This is a genomic window from Peptoniphilaceae bacterium AMB_02 (assembly GCA_036321625.1).
In the GTDB taxonomy this organism is placed as follows: Bacteria; Bacillota; Clostridia; order Tissierellales; family Peptoniphilaceae; genus Microaceticoccus; species Microaceticoccus formicicus.
Genome location: CP143259.1, coordinates 2238747 through 2252304, shown reverse-complemented (window position 1 = coordinate 2252304; position 13558 = coordinate 2238747). Strand labels below are relative to the sequence as shown.

The following is a 13558-nucleotide window of genomic DNA, read 5'->3' as shown; positions in this document are numbered from 1 at the left end:
CGAATTAACAATATATTAAATTTACTCGTGATTTAATTGGGGCAAAATGTGTAAAGACAACGAATGATATTCCATAATGGTGAGTATGTCAGACACAATAATTTTTGGGTATCGATGAGTGGAGTCATTGATCTAAATATATTTTATTAGGAGGAAAAAATGAAAGTTAAGTTTAAATCGTTTCTAAAAATCATGTTAGTTTTACTTATGGTATTTTCACTAGTCGCATGTGATAGTGGAGAGCCAAAGCAATCTGGAGACTCTGAGTCTAAGACAAGTAGTGAAACAGCTTCAAATGGAGATCCAATTGTAATAGGAGGTACATTTACAGTAAGTGGACCAGTTTCACACGCTGGAAAGATGGCATTAGAGGGTGCAGAAGCAGCTATTAAGTACGTAAACGAAGAATTAGGTGGAATAAACGGTAGACCGGTTGAGCTAAAGTACTATGATGATGAGTTCGATGAGAGTAAGATACCAATGCTTTATGAAAGGTTAATTACTCAAGACAAAGTTGATTTATTGGTTTCACCGTATACATCCCCATTTTTAGCTGCAGCTCCTGTTGTTGCTAAACACGATAAGATGATGTTCTGTATTGCTGCTGATAGTTACGTAGCCAATGATTCATTTGGACAAAACATAGTAAATATTCAAATGGATGATAAGTGGAGAGGTGGACAATGGTGGCATGACGTTGCAGAATTTTTTGTAAACTTTGATGAGTGGAATACAAAGGGATTAGAGAAGCCAAAGACGATTGCAGTATGTAACTTAAATATATCATATGGTCAAGAAATCGCAGATTCTGTAATACCATACTGGAAAGAGAATGGATTCGATATTGTATATAATGAATTATTCGAGCCTGGACATAGTGACTGGGCACCAGTAATCTCTAAACTTAAAGAGCTAAAACCAGATATAGTTTTCGTTCCGCATTATTTCGAAGATAGTGTAAGATTTGTAGAGAAAGCAAAAGAATTAGACTACTCTGCAGATTATATGATTATAGAAGGTATGGGATGGGATACACTTTCATGGACTAGACCTGAACTAGGAGGACTTGCACCAGAAGTTGCACAAAAAGGATTTTTCTCATATTCTGTATATAAAGATAAATATGAGTCAGATACAAAAGACTACTTAGCTAAAGTAATTAAAGAAAAATATGATCATGTACCAGGTAATGACCATTTGACAGGATTTATGGCAGTTGAGTTAGCTGCTAAAGCTGCAAATAAAGCAGGATCTATTGAAAAAGATAAACTAATTGAAACATTAACTAATAATGAGTTTACTTTAGCAGCTTACCCGTATCAAATGAACTCAAGTGGTGGTAATGGATCTGATTTCCGCTGGGGTGTAGGGCAATATATCCCACCTAACATAGATGAAGCAGTTGGAACAGACAGAGACTGGCATTGTGTATGGCCTGCTAATTTTAAAGATGCTGACCCAGTTTATCCATTCCCAGGATGGTAAAAGATTTATATACGAAAAGAATAACAGAATTAAAATATGATTATTAACTAAAACAGTATATTCTATATTATTGAACCATCACTACGATTAAAAAGTATTTTAGACTTCACTCAAACTACTCCCTAGGTTATTAGTGATGGTTCAATTTAACTTAATCTGAGTGCTTTAAAAATAATAAATGCGAGGTAAGGATTTAGGTTTTTAAAAAGGGTGTATCAGTCTTTAATATTATGTTTATATTAACTTATAATAGAACAGCACAATAACTAAAGATACGATATAATTTAAATATCAAATAATAGAATTTTAATTATTAAATAGCTTCAGAGATTATAGTTAATGGATAAATTTAATGATATGCTCATTGATATTAACAAATCTAGTTGTTATCAAATATATTTATTATTAAATGGGGGAAAAATGGAAAAAATAAAATTTTGTGGAGATAAAGCTCATCCACCATATGAGTATTTAGATGAAGACGGAAAATGTAATGGATTTGCATATGAATTAAGCGTAGCGATTGCTAATGAAATCAATGTAGATGCTGATATAACTTTGTTAGATTGGTCTAAAGCATTAGAATTGTTTGCCGAAGGTGAATATGACATAGTTCAATTTATATCAAAACAAAAAAGTAGAGCGGATAGGTATTTGTTTTCTCTCCCTATTTTAACTACCTTTCATTCTGTTTTTAAATTAACTGAGAGAGAAGATATAGTTGATTTTGAAGATAGTTCAAGATATAAAATTGCTGTTCAGGAGTATGATGCAGCTCATGTTATGATGAATACGAATATTGGGGGTTACAAAGAATTAATTGTAACCAAAAATCAAGGAGAAGCTCTTGAAGCATTGGTTAATAAAGAGGTTGATGTGATTATTGGTAATAGACAAACCATTAGCTATATGGTAAGTAATATTGGATATGGTGATAAGATTAAATTAGTTGGTAAGCCGCTAAATATGACGAAATACTGTATGGCTTGTAGTCGTAAAAAACCGGAGTTAATTGCGAAGATAAATAAAGGAATAGAAACTATTAAAAATAATGGTGTCTATGAAGAAATATATGAAAAATGGTTTGTTGATAGGTCCGCTAGTCTAGGTTACGAATTGTTAAGTCAAATGAACAGTGGTGTAATATATATAGACGCACTTGGGAAAGTCAAAGCTGTAAATAATAATGCGGAGAGGATATTATCAATAAAGGAAAAAGATATTCTATATCGAAACTTCTATGAAACAAATCAAGCCAATTTATTTGATCCATACATGCTTCAAGAGATTCTTGATGGACGTAGTGAAACGTTACATAAGTCTTTAAATATTGAACTAAACTCTGAGCAAAAACAGCTTGAGATTCACTATAATAGAATGGCTGATACAGAACATAAAACAATTGGTGTTATAGTAACTTTGATTGATGTGACCGAAAAAAAACGATTAGGAGAAATGCTAGCTGAAAAAGATAAAATGGAATCACTTGGATTCTTACTTCTAAAAATAGCTCATGAAATAAGGAATCCTTTAACAAGTATTAAGAATTTTATTGAGTTATTACCTACTGAGTATGATGATCCTGAATTTAGACAATCTTTGTTTTATCATGTACCAAATCAAATAAAACAAATTGATGAAATGTTATCAAATCTTTTGGAGTACTCAAGACCAGCAAAAGCGGATAAAACAAAATTTATTGTAAGTGAGATTCTGAAAGATCTAATTATCAAATCTATAATCAAAACAACAAATTCTATGGATGTAAAGATTAAATATGATATAGATGAAGGTATCTATCTAGACTGTGACAAGAATCACATAAAACAGATATTAATAAATCTACTATTGAATGCAGTACAAGCGGTGCCTGCTGGTGGAACAATAAAAATAAAAGTAAAAAGAAAGATAAATTATTGCGTAATATCAATTATAAATGATGTTTCTAATGATGTAAAGATTGACAAAGATAAACTGTTTGACCCATTTTACACTACAAAACCCCAAGGAACAGGTTTGGGATTATTTATAACTTATCAGTTAGTTAAGGAAAATGGTGGTGAGATTAAAGTTGTTCAAATGAGTGATAAAATAAGCATATCACTTATTTTTGAAAGGGTGGATGAGTAAATTGGAAGACAAAATTCTAATAATAGATGACGATATAGCGATAGCTGAATCGTTGAGATTTGCTCTTAGGAAGGACTATGATCTATATTTCGCTACCAATATATCAGAAGCGTTAAAAATATACCAAGAAAATGAAATATCTGCAATTGTGCTAGATCTAAAGTTAGGCAATGAAAATGGCATGGATCTTTATCATAAGCTACGAGAAATTAACCCTGATGTAGTAGTAATTATTATTACTGCCTTTGGAACTATAGAATCCTCTGTAGAAGCCATTAAGTCTGGGATATTTCAATATTTAACTAAGCCAATAGATTTAGATGATTTAAGGTTTTCATTATCAAGAGCAGTGGAAATGGATAAACTTCACAGAAGGGTAAAACATGCTGAAGATGATAAGTTGCGGAATTTAGAAAATCACGGAATTATAGCATACTCTAGCAAGATGAAAACTATAATGCAAACTGTGAATAAGATTAAAGATATAGACTCGATAATACTTATAACAGGTGAAAGTGGAACAGGTAAGAGTCTTATTGCTAGTGTAATTCATCGAATTGGGCATAGAAAAGAGCATCCATTTTATAGTATCAATTGTGCTGCAATACCTCAAAATCTACTAGAAAGTGAATTATTCGGTTACAAAAGAGGTGCGTTTACAGGAGCCAATGCCGATAAGAAAGGATTCTTTCAATTGGCGGATAAAGGAACACTCTTTTTAGATGAAATCGGGGATCTCGATTTAAACCTACAAGGGAAACTGCTTCAGGTTATCCAGGAAAAGAAGGTAACTCCACTTGGTGCAGAAGTCTCTGAAGATGTGGATGTTAGGATAATTACTGCTACTAATAAAGACTTAAAGAAATTAATTGAAGAAGGAAAGTTTAGAGAAGATTTATATTATAGATTAAATGTAATTAACATCTTAATCCCCTCGTTGCGAGAAAGAAAAGAAGATATACCTTATTTAGCCAAATACTTTATTGATAAATACTCCTTGCTTCTAGATAAACCAATTCATAGGGTGAATGAAGACTTTTTTGAAGCGATTTTAGGGATGGAACTGAGAGGAAACATTAGAGAGTTAGAAAATATTATTGAAAGAGCGATAGCGTTGAATGAAAGTGATGAACTTAGAGCAATAGATATTGGTGGAATTACAAAAAATAAAGATAAGCCATATGGGATAAAAGGTGAATTAATTCCCGTATTTATTGGAGAAAATCTTGATGAAATAGAGAAAAAAGTTATTATAGCGACCTTAAAAAAAATGGATAATAATCAAGCTAGAGCAGCTGAAATACTTGGAATAACAGATAGAACTATCAGAAATAAATTAAAAAAATATAACTTATAAACTAACAAGAATAGGAAAATAATTCCTTGTATTTGTAAGTGTTTGATTATTTAATGTGCTACATGGATATTAAATAATTGCACAAGAAAAAATTTCCTGGTTCTGATTAATAAAAAATTCGAGTAAGCAAAAGATGGATAAATATTAACAAATGTTCAATTGATTTAAAAGATTTGTTTACATTGTAACATAAACATTGTTTTGTGAAAAGCAAACTTTGATAGGATTAAACGAATATTTATAAAAGATGTAATAAAACGATTGATAGATTTAAATATCTAAAATAATGCTGATTCACTTATGGTTATGGCATACTTATTGCGGTATGTACTAATGGATTATATTCATAATAGATGAGATATGAATACTAATTTAATTATATCATAAGGGGTGTATCATGAGTAATGGTTTAAAAAGCAGTAAGTACGACTTATCCAGAGTCGACTTAAATGATCCTAAGAGCTTGGATTATTTTGAATTAGATAAAACCGACTGGGGAATCAATGTCTTAAAGTTGCAATTATTTCAGCGATAGCAATTTTTGTATTCTTCATACCTTTAAGCGATGGCAGCATACTGTTCGGTGTTATCTACAATAAACTTATCAGTCTTGTAGATATGTTGGTAACTATCAATGGAGTAAAAGTTGGATCTCTCCTCATATGTACAATAATTCTCTGTTTGACTGGAATTTTGAGTGTATATGGTAAGTATTTCGCGAAAAAGGAGAGCAAGGTATACAAGTACTTTGAAGCCGATTCAATAGTTCATCCAATCTTTTATATGATTGGCGGTTTCTTTATACTTATGTATTTCTTAGATCAAATAGGAGTTTATCATGCTAGTGAAGTAATTGTAGGACCGGCAACTGCAGGTATGGTAATCCCGGGAGTAGTAATAGGGGTTGCTGCCATAATTCCTGTAGGTGCATTCTTTATACCATTCCTTACAGATTATGGCCTGATAGACTTTATAGGAGTTATACTTGAACCGATTATGAGACCTGTATTCAAGGTTCCTGGAAAATCAGCAGTTGACGCGACTGCATCATTTGTAGGATCTACTACTATGGGAATTATAATAACAGGTAGGATGTACAGATCAAACAACTATTCAGCAAAGGAAGCTTGTATAGTAGCAACTTGCTTCAGTGCCGTATCCGTAGGTTATGCATATGTAGTTATGGAAGCTGCACAGATTTCTGAACACTTTGTTATTACTTATTTCGTATCTTTCTTCTTAGCTTTTGTAATAGCGGCAATCATTGCCAGAATACCGCCCGTATCATTAAAACAGGACATTTTCAGTAATGGTAGAGAGCAAACTGCTGAAGAGAAAAAAGAAGCAACCATGAAATACGGACCTGCAATGTTTAAAACCGGTATAAATAGGGGAGCTAAAAGAGCTTATGTTTCAGGATCAATGCCAAGAAGAATAGTTGCAAGTATCGTAGATGCTTTCCCGGTACTGCCAAAAGTTATCACTCTCTTATGTGCATTTGGAATACTTGGAATGATTGCAGCTAAGTACACGCCGATTTTTCAGTGGATAGGATATCTATTCCTGCCACTTACAAAAGTTCTAGGTGTACCTGATGCAATGGAAGCTGCAGCAGCTATCCCGACAGGTGTTACAGAGATGTTTATTCCGGTTCTGACAATAGCAGACCAAGCAGCAAACTTACATGTTAAGACCAGATTCTTTGTAACTGTAGTTTCGATGCTACAAATTATCTTCTTAGCAGAGTCTGTAGTTGTAATAATGAACACTGGAATCCCTATGAAGTTTAGAGAACTGATGATTGTATTCTTACAGAGAACTATTATAGCAATGCCGCTTGCAGCATTGTTTATGCATATCATTTTTAGATAAAAAAAGATTAAAATACTTGGAGGTATAAAATGAAAAAAAAATTTATTTTAGCGGTACCAAATTTTAGTGAAGGTAGAAGAGAAGACGTTATTGAGAAGGTTGCAAATACGATTAGAAACAAAGAAGGAGTCAAATTAGTTACTTGTGAACCTGAATACGACTTTAACAGAACGGTTTTAACCATTATCGGTGAGCCTGAGCCACTAAAAGAAGCACTACTTGAGATGGCAAAGACTACTTACGAAAATGTCGACATGAGAGAGCAGGAAGGTACTCATCCAAGAATCGGTTCTCAGGATACAATTCCTCTATTCCCACTTCACAATATTGAACTTGATGAAGTTAAAGCACTTGCTGAAGAAATCGGACAAGAACTATTTGATAAATATCAAGTACCAATTTTCTTCTCAGGAGAAAATGCAAGAACTGAAGACAAGAAGTCCATCTCTTATATAAGAAAAGGACAATATGAAGGTCTTAAAGCACTTCTGGAAGACTCTTCAAATCCGGATTATGAAGCTAGAAAACCTGATTTATCAGTTGACGGAAAACTAAGTGATCAGTACGGTGCTACCATCGTTTCTGCTGACTATGAGGGACTGACTGCATACAATATCTTCCTTGATACAGAAGATGTATCAATTGCTAAGAAAATCTCTAAAGCACTTAGAGGACCATCAGGCGGATTCTCAACAATCAGATCAGTTGGAATCAAGTTCCCTGAAAGAGACGGAGTTGTAGTTTCAATGAACCTATTCAACTGTGCAGAAACTCCAATTTACAGAGCATTCGAATTCGTTAAGAGAGAAGCTGAAAGCTACGGAGTAACAGTAACAGGGTCAGAACTGGTTGGACCTGTAAAACTTGACTACCTACTAAACAATTTAAGATACTACCTAAGATTAGAAGGATTTGACGTAGAGCAAATCTTAGAATACCACTTAATGGGATAATCTTATCGACCACTTCACTCGAGGTGGTCTTTTTTTATCTAAAAGCTAAACTTTGAGATACCGGCATTTATAGGATATAATATAAGTATAAAAATCCTTAGGCGATGGTGAGATTATGAATAGAATTTTATTATGTGACGAAAATATAGAAACTCTAAAAATACTGAGCTTTATAATAGAACAAAAACAATTAGGTGAAGTAATAGATGAAGTCGAGTATGGCGACAAAGCGATTGAAATAATCTCAACACTTAATCCCGATTTAGTCATCACCGACTATTCGCTTATAGGAATAGACGGAAATGAGGTAATCAGGAGGTCTAAAAACAAAGGATATGAAGGTAAATTTATAATGATATCCGCAGTTACGGATCCTGAGGTCGTATCCAAAGCTTATAGAAACGGCGTGAGCTATTTTATTAGAAAACCTATTAATATCAATGAAACAATCCATATAATAGAGCAGACATTGAAACTAAAACGCTTGGAAGCTATGACTTCCAAGATCAGAGAATTAATAGTAACTGAAGACTTGACAGCCAAAGAGGACGATGTTAAGAGCATATCATCTTATGAAAAAGAAGTTGACAGGATACTGATAAGCTTAGGGCTACAAGGAACGGGCGGTTTTGAAGAACTTAAAGACCTAATACTACTATTAAGTGACAGGGAAAATTTAGGGAAAAACGACTATTTATTATCGGAATTATACAATAAAATAAGCTATAGAATAAATGAAAAGCCTAAAACCATTGAGCAGAAAATTAGAAGATCTGCCCAGAGGGCGATGGACTATGTGGCTCTTATCGGTCTCGAAGACTATAATAGTTTGGTCTTTGACAGATATGCCGCTGCACTTTTTGATTTTTATGAACTCAGAAAACAGATGAATTACTTATCGGGGAAATCTACCGAAAGAGGTAGTATACAGATTCGAAAATTTATTGAAGGTGTCAATTCTCTGGCTAAAGACGGAATGTAAATGGACGGAGAATTTTTCCGTCCTTTTCTATTAATAAGCAAAAGAAAAAATATTTAAAACTTATGGTTCTAAAATACTAAGTGATTATTTACCTAATTTTAAAAAATATCATGTGAAACTTAAGAAAAAGAATAAAATATATCAAATTAGCATACTACAAATTGTAGGTAATTGTAGGTAAATGTAGTATAACTGATATGATAATTGTGAAAACGTTTGATAAATTATATAAATGGAGGTAGAAAAGACATGTCAAGGAAGATTAAGTTGGTATTGGGAGTTATCGGATCTGATTGTCATGCAGTTGGAAACAAGATACTGGATTATTCATTAACCGATGCCGGTTATGAGGTAATCAATATTGGGGTATTATCACCTCAAGAAGACTTTATAAATGCTGCTGTAGAAACAAATGCAGATGCAATTTTAGTATCTTCACTGTATGGCCAGGGAGAATTGGACTGTAGAGGACTTAGAGAGAAATGCGATGAAGCCGGACTTAAAGGAATCAAACTTTATGTAGGTGGTAATATCGTAGTTGGAAAACAGAACTTTGATGAGGTAAAAGTTAGATTCGAAAAAATGGGATTCGATAGGGTATATCCACCTGGAACATCTATCGATACTACATTGAGGGATTTAAAAGAAGATTTTCCGGATTAATTGGGAGAATGTATGAAAGCATATTTGTTTGTAGACTTTGGTAGTACAAATACTAAAGTAACTCTAGTTGATATTGAAGAAGAGATAATTGTTGCTACTGCAAGGGCATATACAACTGTGGAAACAGATGTTATGGATGGCTATCGCAATGCCATGAAGATGCTCGAAGACAAAGTCGGAACCGATTACGATATTGTACAAAAAATAGCATGTTCATCTGCAGCGGGGGGACTTAAGATCGTCGCACTGGGACTTGTCCCGGAACTGACGAGTGAAGCTGCAAAGAGAGCTGCACTGGGTGCCGGTGCTAAAATAGTAGGCACTTATAGCCACAATATCAATAAATCTGAAGCCAAAGAAATCATAGAGTCAAATGCCGATATGATTTTACTTGCCGGCGGTACCGATGGAGGAAACTCGGAATGCATAATTCACAATGCTAGAATGCTTAGGGATTTTGGTGTTAGAGTTCCCGTCGTAGTGGCAGGCAATAAGTCCTGCATAGACGACATAGAAGACATTTTTAGAGATAGAGTAGAATACTACATCGCTGAAAATGTAATGCCGAAGCTAAATCAATTGAATGTCGAAAGCAGTAGAGAAACAATTCGATCTATATTTATGGAAAATATAACAAAAGCTAAGGGTATGACGCATGTAAAAGAAGTCATAAGTGACATCGTAATGCCAACTCCTGCAGCCGTTTTAAAAGCTGCCGAAGTTCTTTCAAGAGGAACAGAGGATGAAGACGGACTAGGAGATTTAGTGGTAATCGATATTGGTGGAGCGACCACCGACGTCCACTCTATAGCTGAAGGTGCACCAAGCAAACCATCGGTTTTTATAAGGGGATTGGAAGAACCATATGCAAAGAGAACTGTAGAAGGTGACCTTGGTATGAGGTATTCGATTCCTTCCGTTGTCGAAGTAGCAGGTAAGAGAATGCTTAGATCTTATCTTGGAAGCGAATATGAATACGATGTTGTTGAAGAGGTAGAAAAAAGACACAATAGCCCTGGATTTATATCTACTAATGATAGAGATATGAATTTCGATTATGCCATAGCAAAAGTATGCAGTAGAATTTCAATGCTGAGACATGCAGGAGAAGTTGAGCAAGTATACTCTCCAACCGGACCAATGTATCAACAAACCGGTAAGGATCTTATGGATCTGCCTGCAGTAATTGGTACAGGAGGAATTCTTGCATATACCGAGCATCCTGAAGAGATACTCAAAGCATCGACCTTTACCATGGAAGAACCCCAGTCACTTAAACCAAGGAATCCACAATTCTATTTGGATGCGGATTATATTTTAAGCAGTATGGGACTTCTTGCAATGATTGATGAAGATATGGCTGTTAGAGTAATGAAAAAATATATAAAGAAGGTAGGTAATCATAGTGAGATGGAAGAATAAAAAGATTCCTGAAGGCGAATTTATGGATGTAAGAAAAGAAGTTCTTGCAACATGGCCAACAGGTAAAGATGTTGATCTACAAGATGCAATAGATTATTTGAAGAAGATTCCCGATGAGAGAAACTTCGCTAAAAAACTTGAAGTAGCTAAAAAAGAAGGTAGAACATTGGCGCAGCCAAGAGCCGGAGTTCCACTATTAGACGAACATATCGAATTACTTCAGTACTTACAAGATGAAGGTGGATGTGACTTACTTCCAAGTACGATAGATGCTTACACTAGACAAAACAGATACGAAGAAGGAGAGCAAGGAATAATTGAATCTCAAAAAGCAGGCAGATCCTTAATGAACGGATTCCCGGCTGTTAACCATGGGGTTCATAATGTAAGACATGTTGTTGAATCAGTTAAACTTCCACTTCAAGCAAGACATGGTACACCTGATGCAAGACTTCTTGCTGAGATAATCCATGCAGGTGGATACACTTCAAATGAGGGTGGCGGAATAAGCTATAACATCCCTTATGCAAAAGCCGTATCAATCGAAAAAACACTTGAATATTGGCAGTATTGTGACAGATTGGTTGGATTCTATGAGGACAATGGAATCAGTATAAACAGAGAACCATTTGGACCATTAACAGGAACATTGGTACCGCCTTCAACTTCAAATGCAGTAGCTATAATCGAAGCATTACTTGCTGCTGAACAAGGAGTTAAGAGTATAACTGTTGGATATGGACAATGTGGAAACTTAGTCCAAGACGTTGCGGCAATCAGAGCACTGGAAGAGCAAACTGAAGAATACCTTCACAAATATGGCTATAATGATTGTGTAGTTACCACTGTATTCCACCAATGGATGGGTGGTTTCCCTGCTGATGAAGCAAGAGCATTCGGTGTTATTGCACTTGGATCTACTGCTGCAGCACTTGCAGGCGCAACAAAAGTAATCGTTAAAACACCTCACGAAGCATTCGGTATTCCGACAAAAGAAGCAAATGCTTCAGGTATCAAGGCAACTAAGATGGTATTAAACCTTCTTGAAGGCCAAAGAATGCCAAGTAGCCAAAGTTTATCTCACGAGATCGAGATAATCAAAGCGGAAACAAAATGTATGGTTGACAAGATGTTTGAACTAGGAAATGGCGATTTAATTGCCGGAACCATTAAAGGATTTGAAGCCGGAATCATAGATATTCCATTCGGTCCTTCTAAATACAATGCCGGTAAAATGATGCCTGCAAGAGACAACGAAGGTTCTATAAGATATCTTATGACCGGTAATATTCCGTTTACTAAAGACTTATTGGATTTCAACAGGGCAAAACTGGAAGAAAGAGCAAAATACGAAAACAGAAAAGTAGATTTCCAAATGACTGTAGATGATGTATTTGCAGTAGGAAAAGGAAGACTAATAGGAAGAGTGGAGGGTAAATAGTATGAAAATTGTAGATATCATTTGTGCACCGGGAACAACAGGATTTTATTTTGACGATCAAAAGGCTATCAAAATGGGAGCAGGACATGACGGAATGTTCTACATTGGAGAGCCTGTAACACCTGGGTTTACTGCTATAAGACAAGCCGGAGAGAGCATTTCCGTTATGCTTGTTTTAGACGATGGACAAGTAGCGCATGGAGACTGTGCAGCTGTTCAATACTCAGGAGCAGGTGGAAGAGATCCCCTATTCTTGGCAGCAGACTTTATTCCTGTAATCGAAGGACCAATTAAAGAACATCTAGTTGGAAAAGAATTAAACAATTTCAAAGAATTAGCTGAAGAGATGGATCATTTCCTAGTAGATGGAGCAAGACTTCATACTGCAATCAGATATGGTGTAACTCAAGCGATCCTTGACGGAGTAGCTAAAACTAAGAAAAAAACTATGGCTGAAGTTATAGTTGAAGAATACAATACAGGTGTAGAAATTAAGAGAATTCCAATCTTTGCACAAACCGGTGACGATAGATACCTAAATGCAGACAAGATGATTATTAAAGAAGTACCCGTACTACCTCACGGACTATTCAACAATGTTGAAGAAAAAACAGGTAAAAACGGAGAAAAACTACTTGAGTATGTAGAGTGGTTAAGAGACAGAGTTCTTTCAAAAAGACCATCTGAAGACTATAATCCTATATTCCACATAGACGTATATGGAACTATCGGAGATTTTACAGGAAATGATGTAGAGTGGATGACTAAATACCTTAAGACATTAGAAGAAGCTGCTAAACCATTCCATTTGAGAATCGAAGGACCTATGGACATGGGCAATAAAGAAGATCAAATTAGAGTTCTTGCAGAATTAACAGCAAGCCTTGATAAAGAGAACATTAATGTTGAATTGGTAGCTGACGAATGGTGTAATACATTAGAAGATGTTGTTGACTTTGCAAAAGTTAAAGCAGGACATATGATTCAAATAAAAACTCCTGACTTAGGTGGAATCAACAATACTATCGAAGCAGTTCTAAGATGTAAAGAATTGGGCGTACTTTCTTATTGTGGCGGTACATGTAACGAAACTTCAAGATCAGCTGAAGTTCTAGTAAACTGTTCATTAGCAACAGGAGCTGACCAACAGCTTGCAAAACCTGGAATGGGTGTTGATGAAGGTTACATGATAGTTAACAACGAAATGAACAGAGTTGTAGCACTTGCAAACAGTAGAAAATAGAAAGGTAGAA

The 13558-nt window shown here is 35.0% G+C and carries 11 protein-coding genes; all 11 read left to right on the top strand.

The annotated features are described in order from the left end of the window. Window positions 1-159 precede the first annotated feature (159 nt). The 11 genes from VZL98_10665 (at window position 160) to VZL98_10615 (ending at window position 13548) form a co-directional block, all read left to right on the top strand. Complete coding sequence (locus tag VZL98_10665; protein ID WVH63145.1) at window positions 160-1485, top strand: ABC transporter substrate-binding protein; 1326 nt, start codon at window positions 160-162, stop codon at window positions 1483-1485. A 420-nt stretch (window positions 1486-1905) separates the two neighbouring features. Beyond that, window positions 1906-3615, top strand: coding sequence for a transporter substrate-binding domain-containing protein (locus VZL98_10660; GenBank protein ID WVH63144.1), 1710 nt, complete (start codon window positions 1906-1908; stop codon window positions 3613-3615). Beyond that, the gene (locus VZL98_10655; GenBank protein WVH63143.1) at window positions 3608-4972 is read left to right on the top strand and encodes a sigma-54 dependent transcriptional regulator; all 1365 of its coding nucleotides are present in this window, start codon (window positions 3608-3610) and stop codon (window positions 4970-4972) included. Before VZL98_10660 ends, VZL98_10655 begins: the two co-directional genes overlap by 8 nt. Before the next feature lie 397 nt (window positions 4973-5369). Further along, on the top strand, window positions 5370-5507 hold the full coding sequence (locus VZL98_10650; protein ID WVH63142.1) for a hypothetical protein: 138 nt from the start codon (window positions 5370-5372) through the stop codon (window positions 5505-5507). Between the two features lie 146 nt (window positions 5508-5653). Further along, entirely contained in the window at window positions 5654-6844 is a 1191-nt protein-coding gene (locus tag VZL98_10645; GenBank protein ID WVH63141.1) for a nucleoside recognition domain-containing protein, read from the top strand. A 29-nt stretch (window positions 6845-6873) separates the two neighbouring features. Then, complete coding sequence (gene ftcD, locus VZL98_10640; GenBank protein WVH63140.1) at window positions 6874-7797, top strand: glutamate formimidoyltransferase; 924 nt, start codon at window positions 6874-6876, stop codon at window positions 7795-7797. Between the two features lie 115 nt (window positions 7798-7912). Then, the gene (locus VZL98_10635; protein ID WVH63139.1) at window positions 7913-8779 is read left to right on the top strand and encodes a DNA-binding domain-containing protein; all 867 of its coding nucleotides are present in this window, start codon (window positions 7913-7915) and stop codon (window positions 8777-8779) included. 249 nt (window positions 8780-9028) lie between these two features. After that, on the top strand, window positions 9029-9442 hold the full coding sequence (glmS, locus tag VZL98_10630) for a methylaspartate mutase subunit S (GenBank protein WVH63138.1): 414 nt from the start codon (window positions 9029-9031) through the stop codon (window positions 9440-9442). Window positions 9443-9454: 12 nt separating this feature from the next. Further along, entirely contained in the window at window positions 9455-10864 is a 1410-nt protein-coding gene (gene glmL / locus VZL98_10625) for a methylaspartate mutase accessory protein GlmL (protein WVH63137.1), read from the top strand. After that, window positions 10848-12305 carry a methylaspartate mutase subunit E gene (locus VZL98_10620; GenBank protein ID WVH63136.1) on the top strand — a complete coding sequence of 486 codons (1458 nt, stop codon included), beginning with the start codon at window positions 10848-10850 and terminating at the stop codon, window positions 12303-12305. Before glmL ends, VZL98_10620 begins: the two co-directional genes overlap by 17 nt. Window position 12306: 1 nt before the next feature. Beyond that, window positions 12307-13548 carry a methylaspartate ammonia-lyase gene (locus VZL98_10615; protein ID WVH63135.1) on the top strand — a complete coding sequence of 414 codons (1242 nt, stop codon included), beginning with the start codon at window positions 12307-12309 and terminating at the stop codon, window positions 13546-13548. The last annotated feature ends 10 nt before the right edge of the window (window positions 13549-13558 follow it).

What these genes read in the sequence shown, in the direction of transcription:
- VZL98_10665 (WVH63145.1), top strand. Translation starts at nt 160, where the DNA reads ATGAAAGTTAAGTTTAAATCGTTTCTAAAAATCATGTTAGTTTTACTT.
- VZL98_10660 (WVH63144.1), top strand. Translation starts at nt 1,906, where the DNA reads ATGGAAAAAATAAAATTTTGTGGAGATAAAGCTCATCCACCATATGAG.
- VZL98_10655 (WVH63143.1), top strand. Translation starts at nt 3,608, where the DNA reads ATGAGTAAATTGGAAGACAAAATTCTAATAATAGATGACGATATAGCG.
- VZL98_10650 (WVH63142.1), top strand. Translation starts at nt 5,370, where the DNA reads ATGAGTAATGGTTTAAAAAGCAGTAAGTACGACTTATCCAGAGTCGAC.
- ftcD (WVH63140.1), top strand. Translation starts at nt 6,874, where the DNA reads ATGAAAAAAAAATTTATTTTAGCGGTACCAAATTTTAGTGAAGGTAGA.
- VZL98_10635 (WVH63139.1), top strand. Translation starts at nt 7,913, where the DNA reads ATGAATAGAATTTTATTATGTGACGAAAATATAGAAACTCTAAAAATA.
- glmS (WVH63138.1), top strand. Translation starts at nt 9,029, where the DNA reads ATGTCAAGGAAGATTAAGTTGGTATTGGGAGTTATCGGATCTGATTGT.
- glmL (WVH63137.1), top strand. Translation starts at nt 9,455, where the DNA reads ATGAAAGCATATTTGTTTGTAGACTTTGGTAGTACAAATACTAAAGTA.
- VZL98_10615 (WVH63135.1), top strand. Translation starts at nt 12,307, where the DNA reads ATGAAAATTGTAGATATCATTTGTGCACCGGGAACAACAGGATTTTAT.